This is a genomic window from Pleurocapsa sp. PCC 7319 (assembly GCF_000332195.1).
GTDB lineage: Bacteria > Cyanobacteriota > Cyanobacteriia > Cyanobacteriales > Xenococcaceae > Waterburya.
The window spans coordinates 5,877,054-5,898,233 of the sequence record NZ_KB235922.1; the positions used below are offsets into that span (position 1 = coordinate 5,877,054).

Annotated in this window: 18 protein-coding genes and 1 pseudogene; 9 read left to right on the forward strand and 10 right to left on the reverse strand. The window is 39.5% G+C overall.

The window, feature by feature from the left end:
* Window positions 1-25: 25 nt before the first annotated feature.
* From PLEUR7319_RS43310 to PLEUR7319_RS0130740, 3 genes and pseudogenes are all read right to left on the reverse strand, one after another.
* Complete coding sequence (locus tag PLEUR7319_RS43310; protein WP_371265407.1) at window positions 26-3,604, reverse strand: LAGLIDADG family homing endonuclease; 3,579 nt, start codon at window positions 3,602-3,604, stop codon at window positions 26-28.
* A 138-nt stretch (window positions 3,605-3,742) separates the two neighbouring features.
* Window positions 3,743-4,921: pseudogene (locus tag PLEUR7319_RS43735) on the reverse strand (ATP-binding protein); the annotation flags it as partial.
* Between the two features lie 229 nt (window positions 4,922-5,150).
* Window positions 5,151-5,828 (reverse strand): TVP38/TMEM64 family protein, encoded by a 678-nt coding sequence (locus tag PLEUR7319_RS0130740; protein ID WP_019509078.1) that lies wholly within the window; start codon window positions 5,826-5,828, stop codon window positions 5,151-5,153.
* Window positions 5,829-6,023: 195 nt separating this feature from the next.
* Between PLEUR7319_RS0130740 and yqeK the strand changes: the two genes are divergently transcribed.
* From yqeK to PLEUR7319_RS0130765, 5 genes are all read left to right on the forward strand, one after another.
* On the forward strand, window positions 6,024-6,590 hold the full coding sequence (gene yqeK / locus PLEUR7319_RS0130745) for a bis(5'-nucleosyl)-tetraphosphatase (symmetrical) YqeK (protein ID WP_019509079.1): 567 nt from the start codon (window positions 6,024-6,026) through the stop codon (window positions 6,588-6,590).
* 99 nt (window positions 6,591-6,689) lie between these two features.
* The gene (gene rsfS / locus PLEUR7319_RS0130750) at window positions 6,690-7,106 is read left to right on the forward strand and encodes a ribosome silencing factor (protein WP_019509080.1); all 417 of its coding nucleotides are present in this window, start codon (window positions 6,690-6,692) and stop codon (window positions 7,104-7,106) included.
* A 12-nt stretch (window positions 7,107-7,118) separates the two neighbouring features.
* Entirely contained in the window at window positions 7,119-7,622 is a 504-nt protein-coding gene (locus PLEUR7319_RS0130755; protein WP_019509081.1) for a CGLD27 family protein, read from the forward strand.
* Window positions 7,623-7,658: 36 nt separating this feature from the next.
* A complete protein-coding gene (locus tag PLEUR7319_RS0130760) occupies window positions 7,659-8,612 on the forward strand; it encodes an asparaginase (RefSeq protein WP_019509082.1) in 954 nt (317 codons plus the stop codon).
* 413 nt (window positions 8,613-9,025) lie between these two features.
* The gene (locus tag PLEUR7319_RS0130765; protein ID WP_019509083.1) at window positions 9,026-9,832 is read left to right on the forward strand and encodes a DNA/RNA non-specific endonuclease; all 807 of its coding nucleotides are present in this window, start codon (window positions 9,026-9,028) and stop codon (window positions 9,830-9,832) included.
* Window positions 9,833-10,141: 309 nt separating this feature from the next.
* Here the strand turns inward: PLEUR7319_RS0130765 and PLEUR7319_RS0130770 are convergent, their stop codons facing one another.
* From PLEUR7319_RS0130770 to PLEUR7319_RS0130795, 6 genes are all read right to left on the reverse strand, one after another.
* A complete protein-coding gene (locus PLEUR7319_RS0130770; RefSeq protein WP_202804270.1) occupies window positions 10,142-10,684 on the reverse strand; it encodes a nuclease A inhibitor family protein in 543 nt (180 codons plus the stop codon).
* The gene (locus PLEUR7319_RS0130775; protein ID WP_019509085.1) at window positions 10,632-11,132 is read right to left on the reverse strand and encodes an urease accessory protein UreE; all 501 of its coding nucleotides are present in this window, start codon (window positions 11,130-11,132) and stop codon (window positions 10,632-10,634) included. The genes PLEUR7319_RS0130770 and PLEUR7319_RS0130775 overlap by 53 nt, the downstream gene beginning before the upstream one ends.
* 58 nt (window positions 11,133-11,190) lie before the next feature.
* Window positions 11,191-11,490, reverse strand: coding sequence for a putative quinol monooxygenase (locus PLEUR7319_RS0130780; protein ID WP_019509086.1), 300 nt, complete (start codon window positions 11,488-11,490; stop codon window positions 11,191-11,193).
* A gap of 169 nt (window positions 11,491-11,659) precedes the next feature.
* The gene (gene glcD / locus PLEUR7319_RS0130785) at window positions 11,660-13,141 is read right to left on the reverse strand and encodes a glycolate oxidase subunit GlcD (protein WP_019509088.1); all 1,482 of its coding nucleotides are present in this window, start codon (window positions 13,139-13,141) and stop codon (window positions 11,660-11,662) included.
* Between the two features lie 38 nt (window positions 13,142-13,179).
* Window positions 13,180-14,397: an ATP phosphoribosyltransferase regulatory subunit gene (locus PLEUR7319_RS0130790; protein WP_019509089.1), complete on the reverse strand. Its 1,218-nt coding sequence runs from the start codon at window positions 14,395-14,397 to the stop codon at window positions 13,180-13,182.
* 60 nt (window positions 14,398-14,457) lie between these two features.
* Window positions 14,458-15,468: a DnaJ domain-containing protein gene (locus PLEUR7319_RS0130795; protein ID WP_019509090.1), complete on the reverse strand. Its 1,011-nt coding sequence runs from the start codon at window positions 15,466-15,468 to the stop codon at window positions 14,458-14,460.
* A gap of 386 nt (window positions 15,469-15,854) precedes the next feature.
* Between PLEUR7319_RS0130795 and PLEUR7319_RS0130800 the strand changes: the two genes are divergently transcribed.
* From PLEUR7319_RS0130800 to PLEUR7319_RS0130815, 4 genes are all read left to right on the forward strand, one after another.
* The gene (locus tag PLEUR7319_RS0130800) at window positions 15,855-16,658 is read left to right on the forward strand and encodes a hypothetical protein (protein WP_019509091.1); all 804 of its coding nucleotides are present in this window, start codon (window positions 15,855-15,857) and stop codon (window positions 16,656-16,658) included.
* A 207-nt stretch (window positions 16,659-16,865) separates the two neighbouring features.
* Window positions 16,866-18,149 (forward strand): RNA-guided endonuclease TnpB family protein, encoded by a 1,284-nt coding sequence (locus PLEUR7319_RS37270; protein ID WP_063822254.1) that lies wholly within the window; start codon window positions 16,866-16,868, stop codon window positions 18,147-18,149.
* 153 nt (window positions 18,150-18,302) lie between these two features.
* Window positions 18,303-19,487, forward strand: a complete 1,185-nt coding sequence (locus tag PLEUR7319_RS0130810) for a S8 family serine peptidase (protein WP_019509094.1) — start codon at window positions 18,303-18,305, stop codon at window positions 19,485-19,487.
* 153 nt (window positions 19,488-19,640) lie between these two features.
* On the forward strand, window positions 19,641-20,354 hold the full coding sequence (locus PLEUR7319_RS0130815; protein WP_019509095.1) for a hypothetical protein: 714 nt from the start codon (window positions 19,641-19,643) through the stop codon (window positions 20,352-20,354).
* Between the two features lie 9 nt (window positions 20,355-20,363).
* On the opposite strand, the gene PLEUR7319_RS0130820 is transcribed toward PLEUR7319_RS0130815, so the two are convergent.
* The gene (locus tag PLEUR7319_RS0130820; protein ID WP_019509096.1) at window positions 20,364-21,164 is read right to left on the reverse strand and encodes a creatininase family protein; all 801 of its coding nucleotides are present in this window, start codon (window positions 21,162-21,164) and stop codon (window positions 20,364-20,366) included.
* Window positions 21,165-21,180 lie beyond the last annotated feature (16 nt).

Here is a 21,180-nt window from a genome sequence, read left to right on the forward strand (position 1 = left end):
AATTAAATTATTGATTAACCAAGAATTAAATATCGAGATCGTCTAGATTCAACTTAGGTGCATGAGTTTCAATAAACTCTCTTCTTGGTGCAACGCGATCGCCCATTAAAACTGTAAAAATGCGATCGGCTTCGGCAGCATCATCGATTTCTACCCGCTTCATGGCACGGGTTTCAGGATTCATGGTCGTATCCCAAAGCTGCTGGGGCATCATCTCACCCAACCCTTTAAATCTTTGGATAGTGTAATTAGCGTTGGCGGGAAACTCACTAATGCGCTGTTCCAACTCGCGATCGCTATAACAATATTGATGGTTGCGCCCCCGTTCTAGTTTATAAAGGGGAGGACAGGCGATATAGATATATCCCTGGTCGACTAATTCTCGCTGATAACGATAGAAGAAAGTAAGCAAAAGGGTTCTGATGTGTGCCCCATCTACATCAGCATCAGTATTATGGCAAGCTAAACCACCAGTACCACAGACAAAGTTTTCATCGTCTTGCACAGAAAAATCATAGACATAATCACCAACCAAATCTATTTCTTCGTTAGAGATTACTTTTAATCCCATTAAGTCTTCACTAATAGCCACATAAGCTTGAGACTTACGGGTGGATCTTGTCAGATGTGCTTCTAACTTATCGGCATTAGGGTGATTTTGCCAGATTGGACGGCAGTAATCTAATTGTTTCTTACCACAGATAGCAATAGTGTAGTAATCACGGCGAGTTTGAATTGCTGCATTCTCTGCTGTTGAAGGTTGATGATGGGTATGACTAGCAATTAAACCCAACTGACCAAATAAATACAATAAGCCATCTTTTAACTTACTGGAGTTAGTAGTAAAAGAAATATTTTGACCAACTGTTGTACCATCGCCAAGGAAATAACCTTTTAAAAAGGCTAATTGTAATTCTTCACCCAGACTTAAAACAATATCGGGGAGTTGTTTTTGATGAGCTAGCTTAGCTAATCCCCAAGCTCTCAATAGTCTAGCTGCTGCAACACTTTGGAAGTAGAGTTTAATTCCTTCGCTATCAGGATCTTGATAAAGACGAGGAGTTTCATCAAAAACTTGTTCAATGGCTGCAATCAATTCAGGAATAAAAGGTTGGTCTTTTTGACCCAAATTCAAACTAACTTGATGCTTGCTTAAAGTTCCTTCTGCCACATACCAACCCAAGAAATACATCAAGTCGCGGTTAATCGGTAGATAGCGGTTAAATGCTTTATCGATATGAGCTTGGGGAACAATGTGTATTTCTTCTCCTAATTGATTTAATTCGTTAGGAGTAAAGAAACTAATAGGTTTATAAGCACTGACTTCGCGCCAACGTGCATTTTTACTATTGTCATCTTGAGTTAATAAATTATCGATCTTTGAAGGTAAAGTCTCATAGATAACATTGTCGTTACCGCCAATCGCATCAAGATAACCGAGAAAATCAGTTAAAGTAGGTCGATTGATACCCCTTTCCCAATGACTAATAGTGATCGGTTGCTTAACTCCACAGCTAGTAGCAACTGCTTTTTGCGAAATACCTGCTGTCTGACGCTGGCAAACTAATTCCTGCCAGCCAGCTTGATCCAATTTAACCCTGGGTTCACTCCATTGTTCAGGCTGAGATACTTTTGCCAAAACTCTTTTTGCAGCTATTTTCCGAACATCTTCTCCCTGTAAATAGAGAGAATTAGTTAATCCTGCTTCGTAGAAAATCTTGAGTAAATCAATCCGAGTCGGACTATTTTCGGGACGAGGTAAACGACGACTGGCTACTAATAAATCCCCTTCTCGGATTTCGTTTCCTTTTTTTAGTTTTACTTCTCCATCCTCATAGACAAAAACACTGTGAGAAGAAGTCACTTTAACCGAGCGATTGTATCTAGTAGTAATCTTATACATCGGCTCTTCGTGACCGTGACGGATGACTGCTTTCAGAGGACGAAAACGAGTTTCATTGGTACCAGGATCAAAACAAACCACCTGATATCTTTCAGTAGTGCGTTTTCCTTCCACACATTCATCGATAAATTTACCAATTTCTACAAACTCAGTCTGTCCTGTATATTCGTCTAATACAAGAGTGGGTTCATCTCCCGCTACACTCATAATTACTATGCGGTGATAGCGTAGTTGAGAAGGATCAAATTCATCACCTTTGATGCCTAATCCCAAAGCAGTAATCATCGACTGAATCTCATTATTTTTATAGATTTTGGTGTCATCAGTCTTTTCAATGTTGATTATCTTACCTCTTAGGGGCAAAATTGCCTGAAATTGCCTGTCCCTTCCTTGTTTGGCACTATTATGAACAAATACACCACTTGCTAGAGCAAAGTTATGAGTGTGAGGTACTTCTATATCGTAAACATCAGATTTTTCAGCTACTGATTCAATTTTTACAACGCGGTGATTGTAATTAGCTACTGTTTCACAAGCTTTATTTTTATCCCCATCAAAATATCGATTGACAAAGGTATCAAACTTAAGCAACGATTTATCTTTAGTTGATAAACGGTATTGATAGTAACTCTCTAAATCTAAGTTTCCCTGTTCGATTTCAATCTGTTTTAAGGCAGCTAGTGTCTTACGGTAGTAAGTTTTATTTAAAGCTTGACGACGTTTATCCCTGAATTCAGGTGTCCACTGCTGCTTAGTTTTTTCCTTGCGCCACGCTAACAATTTTTCATCTTGCCATTGTTTTTTAGCAATTGATGAAAGTTCTTCTCTCGCATCGGGATTATTAGCAAAATAGTTATGAACTCTTTCAGCTTGGGCAATTCTATTACTTTCTTCTCCCCAATCTTCCCGTTGTGCCTTATTTAATCGTTCTTTATTTTGCTGGCGATATTCTTCGTTAGTTTCATAAAATTCTCGCCATTTAGCAGTCATATAAGCCTTATACTCTTCATCCTGCCATTGTGCTTGAGCTTGTTCAGATAATATCTTGACTGTTTCAGGTTGTTTCATTCTTTGACTCATCATTGAACGAAACTTATCTGTTTGCTTAATTTGACGACATTTTTTGATCGCTTCAGGTCGATGCAATGTCTTACTGATATGTCGACGGTGTAAAGCCAGATGTTCTTCTTTGGGAAGACGCTTTAGGTTTGTTGGATTGTTATTAAGTTTATTGAAATCAAGATGATGGCAATGTTCTCCATCCTCTTTGACATATATACCTTGCCAACGATTGTACCAATCGGCAAGTATATGAGTGAATAACCAAGAATCAGAGCGATTATCCCAAACCATTTCGTAACCGTCGACAGTAATGCCAGGTTCATTAATATTAGAAGTCTTACGATATAGTGGCATTAATGAATCATCTGGAGTTAAAAATGCTGCTGCTTTATAACTACCATCTCGCAACATAAAACGATGATCTGGTGTACAAGTGATACTTTCACCGTTATCTAAGGTTAATTTAATTACTTCGGCATTTTTCTTAGTAACTCTGGCATTGATAATTTTTTCAATACCAATTTTGCCATCATGGCGAATTGTGTAACAGAAGTTTTGTTTACCTTCTTCTTGCTCAGTTACTAGTTCTTGAAAGCTTAAGGAACGTCCATCAACCAGGGTAATCTCAGTCTCTCCCACAAAACAGCCACCGGCTGAATCGCCTTCAACTAGGAATATTTCTGACTCTTGAGGATCGCGAGAACTACAATCTGCTAATTTCCCAGGTAGAGGAGAAGACTCTAATACTGATTTGCGGCGAACTAATTCTCTAGCATGACGAGCTGCTTCTGCTGCTTTAAAAGACTGTACAGCCTTCTCGATAATGGCATCGCCGACATTAAGATTAAATTCCAAATAATCGTTTAGGACTTCCCCAACGAGAGAATCTACAATCCCTCTAACTTCTGTATTACCCAATTTAGTTTTGGTTTGTCCTTCAAATTCTGGTTCGGGTACTTTTACAGAAATCACCCCTGTTAAGCCTTCTCGAACATTTTCCCCACCAAGGTTTTTATCAGCATCTTTGAGTTTATTACGTTTACGAGCAAAGGTATTCATTGTCCTGGTGAGGACAGTTTTTAAACCTTCGAGGTGAGTACCGCCATCAATGGTACGGATATTGTTAGCAAAACCTAGTAAGTTATCACTATAAGAATCGATACACCACTGCAAGGCAACTTCTACAGTTACGCCATTTTTTTCTTTGCTGACATAGATAATGTCTTCATGTAGGGGGTCTTTTTCCAGTGTCATGTAACTGACGTATTCTTTGATGCCACCTTCATAACAAAAGACATCCTGATGTATTTCTTCCCCACGATTATCGGTAAAAGTAATTTTAATTCCCGCATTGAGATAGGCTAATTCTTTTAACCTTTTCGCCAACACTTCGTACTCAAAGACAGTAGTTTCGGTAAAGATTGTGTTATCTGGGAAAAAATGGACAGAAGTTCCTGTTTGCTTGGGATTGTTTTGGTTTGGCTTGACTTTTAACTCCCCCTGCGCTTTTCCTCTTTCATAACGTTGCAGATGAATTTTCTGCTCCCGCCAAACCGTGACTTCAACCCATTCTGAAAGTGCGTTAACTACTGATACACCAACCCCGTGTAAACCACCAGAAACTTTGTAACCGCTTCCTGCTCCACCAAATTTACCGCCAGCATGTAAGACAGTCATTACCGTTTCTAAAGCGGATTTTCCTGTTTTGGTATGAACCCCGACAGGTATACCTCTTCCGTCATCGGTAACAGTAATTGAACCATCGGCATTAATGTCAATTTCTATATGAGTGCAATAACCAGCCAGTGCTTCATCGATGGAATTATCCACCACTTCATATACTAGATGATGCAGTCCTTTTGGTCCCGTTGAACCAATGTACATCCCTGGGCGTTTGCGTACTGCCTCTAGACCCTCAAGAACCTGAATCTGATCTGCATCGTAAGTGCTAGTCATGTAGTCTCTCCGAAAAAATGCCTTAAAGCTTTGGTTTTGTTGCGTTATGAAAAAATACTCAAAAATTCTAACATAAAAGGGTTCTCGACCGCCTTAAAGCTTTCTGTAATGATTTTTGTGTGTAGGGTCAATCCCCTTTTTTAGACGGATGTTTTTGAGTGATTATTTTATCTAAGTTTAAAGCGATCGCCCTGATTGTCAAGTTGGATTGGTTGCTCAAACTAATAATTTAAAATTTCTTTTGTTTTTTAAGCACTAAAGGAATTATCGTCAGTAAAGCTAAAAAAGTTAAAGCTAAAAATAATGAGAGGCGATCTCCTCCACTCATCGCCACCTTACCACTCACTCCGATCCATGTATAGGCAAAGCTACCAGGAATTACCCCAATAAAGGTAGCCAAAGTATAATCAAACCAGTTAATTGTGGTTAAACCAAATAAATAGTTAACCAAATTGTAAGGAGAAATAGGAATAAAACGAGTTGCCAGGACGAATGTAAAAGGCTGATCTAAAACTGCTTGTTGAAATCTAATTAGTTGTTTGCTTTGGCTAAGTTTACGTTGAGCATAGTTTTGTAATAGGTAGCGGGCTGTCCAAAAACTGCACAATGCTCCCAAAGTTGCACTGATAATTGAAATTAGAGTACCGTGCCACAGACCAAATAGCCCACCTCCGGCAATGGTTAAGACTGTTCCGGGAACACCAACAACGGTCAAAACTGTATAAACAAAAATAAATAAGACTTCTAGATAATTTTCGTATTGTTGAAAATAGCTCTCTAAGTAAATAGGATCAAAGACTGCCTTCAAAGGACTATTAACACCAAGAAATAACAGGATTAAGAGAATAATTACCAATCCTAAACATAAATTAATCGCACAGTTGTTTTTCTTAAATCTTCTTGGCATTATTAAACATCACAACCCAGAATTGTCGATTATTGATTAATGGTGAATGGAACTTGGCTAGAAATAGCTTCATCATTTTTGCTCTAATCAGCTTAAGCTTATAAGCTTGGAATTTACTTAGAACTTCCGCAATCAGAAATTAATTTTGTAAAATTAACTGAATATCACTTTTTATAGCTGCTAATCATTTGTTTTATGCGCGATCGCGTTTTGTCCTGGCTGGAGAAAAATGTTTCTAATCATCGTCTACAACATATTCTGGGAGTAGAACAAACTTGTATTGACTTGGCTCGTCGTCACCAACTCAATGAACAGCAAGCAGCCCAGGCTGGTTTAATGCATGATTTGGCAAAGTTTTTTTCTCCTCGTAAATTACTTAAAATAGCGAAAGCAGCTAAGCTCCCATTAGACGAGATCTGCATTAATCACCCCCATCTCATTCATGCAGAAGTAGGGGCAGTGGTTGCTCAACAGGAATTTGGAGTTAAAGATCCCGAAATTCTCACGGCAATTGCTAATCATACTCTGGGATCGCCACAAATGAACAAATTAAGCTGTGTGGTGTTTATTGCCGATGCTCTCGAACCAAACCGTGGAGACAATACAGAATTAGAAGCGATGCGCAATGTTGCTCAGAAAAATCTTTACAAATGTGTACAACAAACCAGTGATTATTCTTTAAAATATTTAGTAAGTAATCAAAAAATCATTCATCCCCGCACTATTTTAACTAGGAATTGGGCTTTGACTCTAGCTCGATAAAACACATGAATCTAAAGAATAATCAGCTGCCAATCAAATTTTTGCCAAACACGCATAAATTACTCAACGAGAATTAAAAAATCTTCGATTATATATTTAATGAATAAATTATCATCAAAACAGACGATCACTTCTAAAAAAACATCTCATATTAAGTCAACAGTCAGCAGTAAAGAATTAGCATGGGAGATAGCCGCTGCCGCCGAAGACAAAAAAGCTGAGGATATTGTACTGTTAAAAGTTACTGACATCTCTTATTTAGCCGATTATTTTGTAATTATTACTGGATTCTCGCGAACTCAGCTACAAGCGATCGCCGAATCAATTGAAGAAAGGATTGATGAAAAGTATAATCTTCAGCCTGTAAGGGTTTCAGGTAAAAGAGAAGGAAACTGGGTGGTTCAAGATTTTGAAGACGTGATTGTCCATACCTTTCTTCCTGAAGAGAGAGAATACTATAATTTAGAAGCGTTTTGGGGACATGCCGAACGCATTGAATTTTCTCAGCACAGTTAGGATTTTGCTGCCATGAATAAATCTACCATTAATTTTTGTCCCGTTCCCAGAGAGCAACAACCAATCCACGAATATGAACAGCTTAAAGAATCGTGGTTATTTGACTGGGGAACTTTAGCCATAGGTAAATATAGCAAGAAAATTGCTTGGGTTTGTTTTTGGAGTCTGATTTTAGCTGCGCCACTAGCAATGTCGATCTTTTCTCCTGCACAAGAGCCCCTTAAGTTTTTTTTGTCTAGCTTGATTGGTGTTTGTTTACTAACTGGATTGTTTTTATCGAGAATCTATCTGGGTTGGCAATATGTCAGGAATCGTCTCAAAAGAGATCGCATATTTTATGAAGAATCTGGCTGGTACGATGGACAAACCTGGCTCAAACCCACCACAATGTTAAATCGCGATCGGTTGGTAGTCAGTTATGAAATAGAGCCAATATTAATTAGGTTACGTAAAACTTTTGGTCTACTGGCGATAATTACCGGACTAAGTAGTTTAATTTGGCTGATTTTCGGTTAAACTCGTCATTACTATTTTTTGTAAATTCAATATCGCATGACCAGGGGAAAACGAACTCAAGCACCAGCGTTAGAAGTCCATCTCCTCCGAGAAGGCATTGTAGAATCAGTCCATCAAGTAGAAGCAACAGTTTGCGATCATCGGGGACGGGTTTTGCTCGTAGCCGGCAGCTCTCAAACATCAGCTTTTATTCGCTCGGCTTTAAAGCCATTTCAGGCATTAGCAGTAACTACCACCGGAACGCTGCAAAAATATGACTTGAGCGATCGCGACTTGGCGATTATCTGTAGCTCCCATCGAGGGACAATTGAGCAAGCAAGACAGGCATTTAACGTGCTTTGGAGGGCAGATGTCGATCCTAGTGCTTTACAATGTCCTATTCCAGAAGGAAAAAAGAACCGTTTAGAGCACAATTGTTCCGGTAAACACGCGGGGGCATTAGCAGTCTGCCAAAATCGTAACTGGCCGCTTAATACTTATATGCATCGTTCTAATCCAGTACAAAAGCTGATCTTGAGTCAAATATCTGAACTACTGGAAATGCCTGGAGATGAGTTGATTGGTGCTCATGATGATTGTGGAATGCCTACCTACTTGATGCAACTGCAACAGATGGCTCATCTCTATGCACAGTTAGCAGCAGGAAGTAGCTTAGATCTTGAGCGTATTGCCCGGGCTATGACCTACTATCCTCGTATGATTGCTGGAGAGGGTGCTTTTGATACCGAACTGATGCGTTTAACGGAAGGAGAGCTAGTTAGTAAATCTGGTGCCGAAGGTATTCAATGTTTTGGTCGTATTGGCGAAGGAATGGGGCTAGCGATTAAAGTAAAAGATGGAGCTAAACGAGCAAAGTATGCAGTAGCAATTCACTTGTTAAAGCAAATGGGTTGGATTAGCCCCGCGATCGCCGAAAATTTGGCAGATAAATTTGTCCAGTTAACTGATTTTAAACGCCTAGAAACTATTGGCGAAATGTCGATTTTATAAGATACGTTTGACTATATGTGCCTAAAGGAGTGAAAAGTTTTGTACTAAAGCTTTCAGCTATAAGCTATAAGCTGCATAATTTCCCCTTACTGCAAGAATTTAAGCAATACACTTTATGTAAATCAAACTCGCCATTTCAAGTAAAAATTAGCTATCAAAGTAGATATATTGACTGAACTTTAGTTACGAAGGGGCTTGGGGAAGCCGTCACTTCCCCAACAGGGGGTCTGGGGGAAAGTTCCCCCAGAGATAAATCTAGTTTTGAAGGATAAATTACCAACAAAATAGTTCAGAATTAAGCATTATTAATCCACATCAAGCACAAGGAATAGGCAACGGGCAACAAAAAATGTCCTGATATTTTCTCATAGTGCTGTATCTAGTCAGAGGTAAAAAAGTGATTGTCATAATTCATGAAAATTGACTCCAAATTAGTTATTCCTAAATTTTGGCTAGTGACCGCTTTGATTTTAATTTTTTTGTTAAGCGGTTGCTCTACTCAAGTTTCGGAAAATATTCATCTAAAATTTGGCAATCCCAGTCAAGCCAATACTAGTAATCAGCGTAACTACTTAATTGAAAAACCTCAGTATGCTCTTGCCTATAATTGCTCCAAAGGAACACCTAACTGGGTAAGTTGGCAACTAAATAGGAATTGGTTAGGTAAAGTAGAACGTTCCAATGATTTTCGTCCCGATGCCAGCTTGCCCGAAAATTGCTATGCAGTCAGACCAAACGACTACCGTGGTAGTGGCTATGATCGGGGACATCTAGTTCCTAGTGGCGATCGCACTCGCCGTAAATCAGATAATAGCGCCACTTTTTTGATGAGCAACATGATTCCCCAGTCCCCCGCGAACAATCGGGAAGTATGGCGAGAATTAGAAGAATATAGCCGAGATTTAGTTGACCAGGGTAAAGAACTATATATTGTGGCGGGAGGAAGCGGTACAGCCGAAAAGATTGCCAACAGCAAAATAATTGTTCCCAAATACACTTGGAAAGTTATTTTAGTTTTAGAACGAACCAGTGAAGAGATCGACGAAAATACCCAAACCATTGCTGTTTGGATACCTAACTCGGAAAAAGTGAATAATACAGACTGGCGAGACTATATTGTATCTGTAGACGAAGTAGAAAAGAAAACAGGTTACAACTTTTTTGCAGTTTTACCAAAAGGAATACAGAAAAGAATAGAAAAAGCCAATTACAGAAATTAAATCAAAAGTAATTATTTACGCTTGGTGTGAATTAAAAAAGCTTGATACGATTGTTTTTATAGATAATTTATCCTTAAAACCACATTTGTTCCTGGGGGATTAACCCCCCAGACCCCCCATTGGGGAGGAAATAGCCTCCCCAACCCCCTGCTATAAAAGGAATTTAGCTACGATATCTGTCTTCGTAATCGTCTTTTGTTCCCAATTTTTAATTGGCAATTGGTTATTTTAATTAAATTCCTGAATATCTTTGACAATCAAGTTTTTCAATAACTTAATGTAGTGAACTTAATTCACACTAGACGTTATTTATGTTTCAATGATTTTGGTAAACAATCCAGCGATCGCCTGATGTACTGTTTTACCTAAAATATAGACATCAATTTCGACTGCTCCTAGCCGATAAACCTGAATATTGTGCAAATTATTGGTTAATAAATTCACTAAAAACTGATAGCGTTTTACTTCTGCTGCTTCCTCTTCATTATGCCACTCTTGTTCTCTCGTAACAGAGTTAAAAAAAGATGTAAAATCTTTGATTGCAACTTTTGTATCAGGATTATAGCCATAGTGCTGCAATAAATTTTCCTGACTAAGATCATCCCAATTATGCAAATAGACAACTTGCAATGGATATTCCGATTCACTCATCCAAAGTAAATCTTGAACAGCTATTTTTAATTCTTTAATGAATTGATTATCAGGGACTGAATCTAATGAATCATTGCAGTCAGTAATCTTATTATCTTCCATACATTTATACTTATGACCAGACTCAGAAAAATCTTTTTTCCCAAGATTAATGACTATGAGCAGAAAAGTCCAGGTGTTTGTTGGGCGATCGCATTTCATAGTTAATTTCCAAACCAGCAATATGCAAATCTTTAATAGTTTTCTCAATAATTTTGGCATCTGTAACTAACTGCACATATATTTTGTTATCCTGCACCACAATTGGATAGTGTTGATTACCTAAAATATGACCGAGATGAACTAATTTTACTGGAACATTAACCGCTACTGATTCTGAAAAACTTAGCACCATTAACTCTCGCTCTTGAAGATGAACCCGTATCAAATCTCCTGATTCTGTCTGAAAAAGATCTCCAGATTGTAAAGCGCGATCGCGACTTTTAATAATTCCGATAGCAACGCCAGTGTCAGTATGAGTGTGAATTCTTCCTTTCTGGCGATCGCTTACTGTTAAAAAAACTTCCAGACAAGTTTCTTTTTGAACTAATTCAAATAAATCAGAATTGTGATTAATATTCCCTAGATATATTTGAGCTACTTCTGTCATATTGGGGGAGTTATCAATTAGAAAAAAAGTTCTTTTTTCGCTATTTTAACGACTTACTTTATCCCTTTACTGCGTTCATTTTCCTAATCTCCGGGGGACAGGCAAGCCAAGTCTTGTATTTTTCAAAAATAGCCTTAGTGTAAGGCTTTTCATAGTGAGTATTCAAAGCTTCTTGTGTAATCCATTCCTCAAAAAGATAAAAACAGGATCGATCCAAGGCTTGATAAAGTGAAAAGTTTTGACAGCCAGCTTCTGCACGAGTCCGCTCAATGATACTTTCAACGGCAGAAAGGGCATCTTCAAAATGCTCCGACTTGGGAGTGATGCAAGCAAACACGAATAAAGACTGTTGTGACATGTGGCTTCTCCTACACTGACACGCTTCGCAATACAGACGTGGGACTTCTCGCCGTTAAGCTAAATTTTTTGAGATTAACTCAGCTTTAGTAATCCTAATTCTCTTGTTTTTCTTAATTCTCATCTCAGCTCGTCTACATAGTTGAACCAGTATCAAAACACTGGGAATTTTAATAAAGTTCTGCATTATTAAACTGCTTCATTTTCTGAGCATTAGCAGCCTCTCCACAACTGCGAGGGGTCGGAAAAATCTTTCCGGGATTAGCTAATCCCTTTTGGTTGAGAGCTGTGCGAATATACTGCATGGTTTCTAGATCGACTTCATTAAACATATAGGGCATATAGCAATTCTTATCAGCACCTATTCCATGTTCCCCAGATAGACTTCCTCCAGCGTCTACACATAGTTTGAGTATTTCGCCACCAATTTCTTCTACTGTCTCAAATGCTCCAGGGACAGAATTATCATAAAGAATCAATGGGTGTAAGTTGCCGTCTCCAGCATGAAAGACATTAGCAATTTTATAGCCATAGCGATCGCTTAACGCATTAATTTCTTGCAATACTTCCGCTAGCTTAGTACGGGGGATTACTCCATCCTGTACAAAGTAGTCGGGACTAATGTGTCCAGCAGCAGCAAAAGCAGCTTTCCTGCCTTTCCAGAGTTTCAGGCGGGTATCAATATCATTCGCAGTAGTAATACCAGTGGCATTGTTCTGCCGACAGATTGTTTCAACTCTTTGTTTGTAGGCTTTAACCTCTACTTTTAAGCCATCTAATTCTACTAGTAGTACTGCTCCAGCATGGCGATCGTAACAACCCGTAGCAACAATATCTTCTACCGCATTAATACTAAGATTATCCATGATTTCCATGCCAGCAGGAATAATACCCGCGCTGATAATATCCGCTACGGTTGCCCCTGAGTCTTCGATAGTTGGGAAATTGGCTAACACAACACATACAGATTCTGGGCGTTTCAGGATGCGGAGAGTTACTTCGGTAGCAATGCCTAGAGTCCCTTCAGAACCTACAAATAAACCTGTTAAGTCATATCCAGGCATTTCGGCAACTATGCCGCCAATATCAATGATTGAGCCGTCAGTCGTAACTAATTTCAACCCTAGAACATGATTAGTCGTTACCCCATATTTGAGACAATGTACGCCCCCAGAATTTTCTGCCACATTACCGCCAATTGAACAGATAATTTGACTTGAAGGATCGGGAGCATAATAAAAACCGGCACCGCTAACTGCCTGAGTAACCCAATTATTGATTACTCCTGGCTGAACGGTAATACAATGATTATCTAAATCCTGATCTAGAATTCGATTCATTCTGGCTGTGACAATCAACACGCAGTCTTCGATGGGTAATGCCCCTCCAGATAAACCTGTGCCTGCGCCTCTAGCAACCCAAGGCAAATTCTGATCGTGACAAATTTTAACTGTGGCAGCGACTTCTTCTGTAGTTTTAGGTAGAACAACTAAAGCTGGACGTTGCCGATAACTAGCTAAACCATCACATTCATAGGTCAATAATTCTTCCTTGCGGCGTACGACTCCATCTTTGCCAACTATGGTCTCTAGCTGTTTAATAATTGGCTGCCATTTATCATTAGTGGATTGAAAAAGCTTGCTTAATACCATCGCCTTTCATTTTTTAATTGTTCACCCCTATTAATAATTTAGTTTAGAAGTTCGACTTTGGGAGTACCGTCTTCCAGTATCCAAATTAATTGTTGAATACGACAAGTTTGAGCATACTGTTTAATTGCCGCTTCCGAGCGATCGCCCAAATCAATTTCAATCCTGGCAGAATTATCCTTATTTCTTAACTGACGAGCATATTTAAGAGCGATCGCTTCTACTTCTATGGTGGTAGGAATTACTAAACAATCGCTGCTAGGAGCTTGTTTGGGTAGTTGTTCAGTTGATAACAAGCAAGAATGTAAATCATCAATGTAAAGGGAAAAGCCAATTCCTGGTGAAGCTTTCCCATGAGGATCGTATAGCCCTAATAAGCGATCGTAACGTCCACCTTCTGCCAAAATATAGGACTGATGATCCTGGAAGCTGACAGCTTTGAAAACAATACCTGTATAGTAATCAAAAGTTTGCAATAGACTCAAATCTAAAGTTATGGGTAAGGCTCGGTCGCAGCTATTATTAAGCAGTTCAATTAGAGACTTTAAGTTATCAACTATTGCTTTTGCCTCATCATCTAAACTTAAGGTCAAAATTTTATTCAAAATTTCTTCTGGCTTACCCCTTAAATCAAATAAAAATAAAGCTTGGGCTTTTAAATCTGCGTCTAATTCCAGATTATTTAAGGTAATATGGTCAAGATTAGCAATACAGTTACGTACCTGTTGACGAATCGATTCTGGAAACGCTGCCAAAAGCGATCGCGTTAATCCTGCTTCTCCTAATAATATTGACCAATCTGGTATGCCCAAATCATGTAAACAATCTACTAGCAGTAGAATTACTTCCGCATCGGCTAAAACACCACCTGCAAATAACAATTCGACTCCAGCCTGATAAAATTCTAGCTGACGACCATGATGACTTTGGGGGGGATTACGAAACACGTTAGCGCGATAGCAAAGGCGTTGAGGGTAAGTATTGCCAGCCATCCGTGTTACCGCTGCACGAGCAATGGAAGCAGTTAATTCCGGACGTAACCCTAAAGAGTTTTCTTCGTTATTGCGTAACTGAATAACTTTATCGGGTTGAACTGCCCCACCTGCTGTTAGAGTATCTAGCCATTCTAAAGTGGAAGTGACAATCCGCTGGTAGCCCCATTGCTGGAAAATATCTTGCAGGCGATCGTTAATCCAACGTTTTTGTTCTACCTCTAAGGGTAATAAATCTCTAGCTCCAGCAGGGGGTTGATAAATCATTTCAAGTTAAGTACAGATTTGCTTGCGATATTGTTACTACTAATATCTACAAGTGCCATCTTACTTTTTTTTCGACCCAAAAATACCACTAAAGAAACCACTGTTGCCAGATTTACTAGCAGACTTTTGAGTAGAATTAGGACTGGATGTTTTTGATTTTTTAACCATTTTGGTGAGTTTGTCCAGTTCTTTTTTACTTTCAATGACGATGGGATTGTGAGGATCGGCTTTACTGGCTTTGCCAATATGAACTTTTGCCATGGTTAACTGCTTGATACGGATATAAGCTTGTCCCATCACAGCATGAGCAATACCATTGTTAGGATCGATTCTAAGAGCATCTCGTAATTCTGTGATCGCCTGATCGTATTCTCCTCTAGATATATACTGTTGAGCGCGACCTACAAAAGCAGCAACTCTGGATTCAGTGCTGGGTTCCTCTACTTTGACTTGAGTCTCAGATGATGAAGCGGGAGGTGAAGGTTGAGCCTTAGTGACCTTGCTTTGAGCCTTAGGAGCCTTGCTTTGAGCTGTAGTTGGATTGGGTGTAGCTGATGGGGTGGAAGATACGGATTTACTTCTGCTAATTCCCTGTTCGCACTTAAGCATCAAATACACTAAATTTAACTCACTGATTATGCCAATATTATGTGTCGCTTCTTCTAGAGCATTGTACTGTTCGGAGGTAATTTTCTTTAATAACTTAGGATAAACTAATTCGGCACTACCTCCAGCTTTCAGTAGCTCTTGAGCAGATTCAGTTTCTAGTTTGATTTTTGATTTGTTTTCAGCTAATCGATTGCCTAATTGAGTTAAAACTAATTGATGTTCAGCAAAGCTGTTTTTTTTAGATAGCTGCTCATAAGCAGGATTAACTAGCTTAGATAAAATTTGACCTGCCGTTTTCATTTTGTCTTGATCTGCTCGACATTTATCTGGATGTAGTTTTTGAGCTATTTTTAAATATCGCAAACGAATTTGTTTCGGTTCAGCATCTAAAGACACTCCTAGAATTGCATGATGATCGGTAATATTAAGCTTGAAAAGTCCGTGTTTAATCGCGAAAGACATAAGAGATAAAGATATCAATAATCAGCAGAAAAATATGTTTTTGTCAGGGAAATGTCGTCTAAGATAGTAGCTGTATTGTTATAGTTCCCCTAATTCTGATTGAACTAACAAGTAATTAAATAATTTCTGATTATCAAAGTTATCTCCAAGAAATCTGCTAAAGATATTCTCACCACCGTCGCTGGAATGATCGCGAACGCTCTCGAACAGTTACATTAAAAACTACAGGTTTCAAACTAAATGCGGTTTAGTATGATTAATACCTGATTGACTGACAAAACTTTTAAGCAACATTATTAGGAATAAGTAAGAACTTTAAACTCCGAACTCCGTTGCGTAGCTTCTCGCGTAGCGAGTACTCCGAACTCCGAACTCCGAACTCACTGATGCTAATCGATCCTTTTGTTGTTATTGCTCAAATTATTAACTTTCTGATTCTGGTTGCTTTGCTGAAGCGTTTTTTATATAAACCCATCACTCAAGCGATGGAAGCGCGATCGCAGAGAATCGAACGTCAGCTAGCAACAGCAGCAGCGAAAGAGAAAGATGCTGAGGCGGAAAAAGAATTATATCGACAAAAACAACAGAAACTAGAAGCCCAAAAGCAAGTTTGGTTAGAAGAAGCTAAACAAGAAGTAGATCGAGAACAAGAAAGACTCAGACAGCAAGCAAAAACTGAAGTAAATCTGGCTCAATTGCAATGGTATGAAAGCTTTAAACAAGACAGACACAAATTTACCCGCGAACTGCGCGATCGCCTTAGTCAGCAGGTTGCTTTAACGGCTCGCAAAGCTTTATTGGATTTAGCTAACGCTAATTTAGAAGCACAAATTATTGAAACATTTATCGCCCGCCTCCATAACCTAGATGATTCTCAACTAAAAGCGATTCGTGACGCACCCATTCCTAATCCTGATCATGTAATTATCATCCGCAGTTCTTTTGTGATTGATGACGCTAAAAAAGCTCGTCTAATTTCAGCTATTAAAGAACAAATTGCTACTAATGCTGAGGTACAGTTTGCCACAGTCGAAGATTTAATCTGTGGCATTGAACTGTGCGATTGCGCTCCGCGCAGTGGCGAAGCCAATCGCGGTTCTAAAATTTCTTGGAATTTGGAACATTACTTAACTGAGCTGGAGACTACTACAGCAAAAGTTCTGGCAGAAAATAATAATCAAGCAGCATAACTAGTCTATTTAAGTAGTAATGGCGATCGCTAAATTAGCTTTGTCGGCGGGAAGCCCCACGTCTGTAATGCGATAGCGTGTCAGCGTGCGACGGGGCTTATAAAGGGCGCAATGCGATTACGCCCACAGCCCCTCATGAGAGTCGACCCAGGGTTTTTGATTGTGACAAATTTTATCGCGTGTCATATCTTGTGCTAAAATACCCGAATGTTGACTATGAATTACACCTATCGAATTGAACCAACTGTCAAACAACAAGCGATGATGCTTGGTTGGCTGGAGACGTGCAGAAGACTGTATAACAGATGCTTGCGCGACCTCAAAGATTGGCTGCACGCTCGAAAATGTAGTTTGTACTCTTGCTCAATTAATCGGGAATATATAATGTCTCCCGATATTCCTTTTCCTAGCTATCTGGAACAGAAGCGACAACTTACTCAGTGGAAAAAGACTAATCCTTGGTACAAACAAGTTCATTCTCAAGTAACTCAGGATGTAGTTAAGCGAATGCATAACACCTGGGAAGCTTTTAAGAATAGAGGTTTTGGCTTTCCTCGCTTTAAGAAATTTGGGAGATACCAGTCTTTCTTGTTTCCTCAGTTTAAAGAAAATCCCATCAACAATGGGATGGTAAAACTGCCTAAGATTGGCGAGATTAAAATCAATCAGCATCGACCAATACCTGACTCCTTTAACGTTAAAGGAGTCAGGATTGTAGCTAGAGCAAGAGGAACTATCTGGTATGCAGTAGTCACAATTCAATGTGATGTCAAAGTACCCGCTCCATTGCCTTTTGGTCGTGGGATTGGAATTGATATTGGACTGAAATCTTTTTTGGTAACTAGCGACAACTTCCGTGTTGAACCTGCTAGATTTTTTCGAGACTGGCAAAGTGGGCTGAAAGTGCTGCAACGCCAAGCCTCTCGTAAAAAGAAGCGGTCTAAAAACTGGGAAAAAGCACAGCTTAAAGTAGCTAGATATCATCATAAAATTGCTAATTCTCGTAAGAATTTTCACTTTCAAACTAGCCATCAACTCTGTGATCAAGCAGATATGATTTTTGCTGAGGATATCGATTTTCGGCTCTCTGCTAAAGGCTTTGTGGGAAAACATATGCTCGACGGAGGGTTTGGTCAATTCAGACAATTGCTGTCTTGGGTATGCTGGAAACGAGGAAAATACTTTCAGGAAGTTGACCATAAATACACTAGTCAAATTTGTCCTGAATGCAATGCTCATACAGGTAAAAAAGAACTCAATCAGCGTGAGCATATTTGTTCTGAATGTGGCTACCAAACTACTAGGGATCATGCTAGTGGAAGAGTGATTTTACAACGAGGATTGTCTAAAGTACGGCTGGACGAGTCGGAACGGAAACTGCCTGGTAATGGCGTACTGTCGGGGGTCAAGTGCCTAGATAAGTGCCGATCCAGGAACTTCAACTTGCGAAAGTTGGAAGCCTACGCCTGTACTGCGAAGCAGTCAGCGTAGGAGGATGTCACTAATCGTACCCAGTCATAAGTGCTTAAGCAAAATAAACAATAGACTTTTGTTTAGCAACAAGTCTAATAAAGAATTATTAAAAATCGCCTAAAACGCTAGTTTTTATCTGACTAATTAATAGTGAAGATATGGAGCAAGATCATGTTAAAGGATACAAAATATGTAATTCTTCGCAGCCAAGAAATTTTGGTACCGACAACAGACAATCTAGGTGTCAGAAGAGGGGCTAATACTTTTGCACTAGATCCTGAGCAAATGCAAATCGAAGCAACTGAACTCAGTCTCTCCGAACGCAACGATCTACGTCGTGACCCCAGAACTATGGCGATCGCACCAGCTTTTCCCTTGAAACTGATCGCACCAGTAGAATCGCAGGATGTAGCCACTCCTGCTGCTGATTCAACCTGGGGTATAGAAGCCGTTGGCGCAACCAGTTCTCCCTTTGATGGTAGCGATATTACAGTTGCAGTTCTGGATACAGGAATTGATCCATCTCATTCTGCTTTTGCAGGAGTTAATCTGGTTCAAAAGAACTTTACTACTGAGTCAGATAATGACTTGGATGGTCATGGGACTCATTGCGCTGGAACAATCTTTGGCAAAGATGTTGAGAATACTCGTATCGGAGTTGCCCGAAATGTCAGACGAGCTTTGATTGGCAAAGTCCTTGGTGCAGGAGGAAATTCATCACTTACTATTGCTAAAGCAATTCAATGGGCAGTTAATGAAGGAGCTCACGTAATCTCCATGTCTCTGGGTATTGATTTTCCAGGATATGTTAGATCCTTGACAGATATTCAAGGATTAGCGATTGAACCAGCAACCTCGATCGCTTTAGAAGGTTATCGTGCCAATATCAATCTTTTCACCGAACTCTCTCGCTTTGTCCAAGCACAAGGTTTATTTGGACAGGGAACAATTATCGTTGCCGCATCAGGAAATGAAAGTAACCGTCCTAGTTACGAAGTCTCTGTAGCTCCCCCTGCTGCTGGCACTGGGGTGATTGCAGTCGGAGCTTTACAAGAAGGTTCTAGTGGCTTTTCTGTCGCCAGCTTTTCTAACGACCAAGTAAATATCTCTGCACCAGGAGTAAATGTAATATCAGCCAAAGTAGGTGGAGGATTGAGGAGCTTGAGTGGAACAAGCATGGCAACTCCTCATGTTGCTGGAGTGGCTGCTTTATGGGGGCAACGTCAGTTAAGTACGACGGGTCGAGTGAACCATCAAGTATTAATGGCTCAATTGATTGCTAGCGGAACACTTGATCCTCTCGCTCCTGGTTATGAAATAGATAATGTTGGCACAGGAATGGTACAAGCTCCTTAGAGTTAAGTTAACCAGTTTCTGTTGATAGGCGACATAGCTTTAGCTCTTATTACTTCGTCAATGATGAGTTGTGTCGCCGAAATAATTAAAGCTTATTTTAAATAGAGAATATATACTTACATATAACTAAACAATAAAATAAAAAAATTTATAATGCCTCAAACTGCTTTAAATTTGGTTGCGGTCGGAATTTTTACAATGACCATGTCAACTCTGCTAGGACCAATATTTAACATCTCTCCTTTTGTCCCTGCTGCTGCCACCTTTGGAATTCTGAGTTTAGCTACTGTTGATACTCTAAGTTGGAATAGTCGAGGAGTTTCTTTACTCTTAGACCTGTTTGCATCAGCTGAACAACGTCAAAGAATTATTCAGCACGAAGCAGGACATTTTTTAACTGCTTATTTTTTGGGTATTCCCATCACTGGATATACCTTATCTGCCTGGGAAGTTATCAAACAAGGACAGCTAGGTAGAGGTGGAGTTAGTTTTGATACTGAAGCTTTGACCATCCAACCCTTCGATCCCCAACAAATGCGTTTAACTTTAGACCGCTTTTGTACTGTTTGGATGGCGGGAATTGCTGCCGAAAAACTCGCTTATGGTGACACTCAAGGAGGTCAGGAAGATCGATCGCAGTTAAAACAAGCATTGATGATGGCAGGCTTACCTGAAGCCGCTTATCCTCTAAAAGAACGTTGGGCGCAGTTGCAAGCAACTAATTTATTAACTAGACACCAACAATCTTATACAGCTTTGATCGAAGCTATGAAACAGAATGCTTCTGTAGAAGAATGTTGTGCAGTAATACAAAAAAACTGCGATGCTGACAGTGAACTTTTAACTGTCAACCAAGCCGCTAGTTAATACCAGACTTTATTTAGGCTGTTGAAATTGGTAAATATCTTGAATTACCTGTACCCAACCGTCAGCAACTGATTGTAAAATGCGATCGCCTTTTTCTTTAGTGGCAACAGTAGCATCTCCCATAACCCCGCTTTTGCTTAATTCTTTGGTGAGCCAAGCAAATGGTAACTTACCCTCCATATCTAATAGACTATCTTCTGGTAAACCTTGAGGATATTCTTTCACTGCTCGATCCATGTGTACCTGATCGGGCAAGAGGGAAAGCATAATACTGGTCTCCGCATCTCCTGCATGAATGCCATATTCTAATTCTTGGGAAGTGAGCAGATCGCCTGCAATATGGGGCACTCGCCAAGTAAATAAAGGAAATACAGCAAAGTCTTGAAATTGTTGGTGAATATCTCTAGCAGCTATTTCCATAATTTGTGGTTGCCCACCATGGGAATTCATCAACACTAGCTTACGAAAACCTGAACGATAAATACTGACTGCCATTTCTGTAATTACAGCTAGTAGAGTTGTGGCATTAAGGGTAATGGTGCCAGGAAAACCCCAATGTTCATTAGATTTGCCGTAATAAAGGCAGGGCAAAGCATAAGCAGGAATATTGGACTCCAATTTTTCTAAAGCTTTACCTAATACTCCTAAACTGATAGCAGAATCGACAGCAATAGGTAAATGAGGACCATGTTGTTCGATCGCCCCAATCGGTTGAATAATAACCACATCTTTTTTATTGGGCATTTGCTCTATTTCGGTCCAGGTTAGATAGGGAAAATAGCGTTGAGGTGGAATAAAGCCGTGCATCATAAAATATCACCATTAA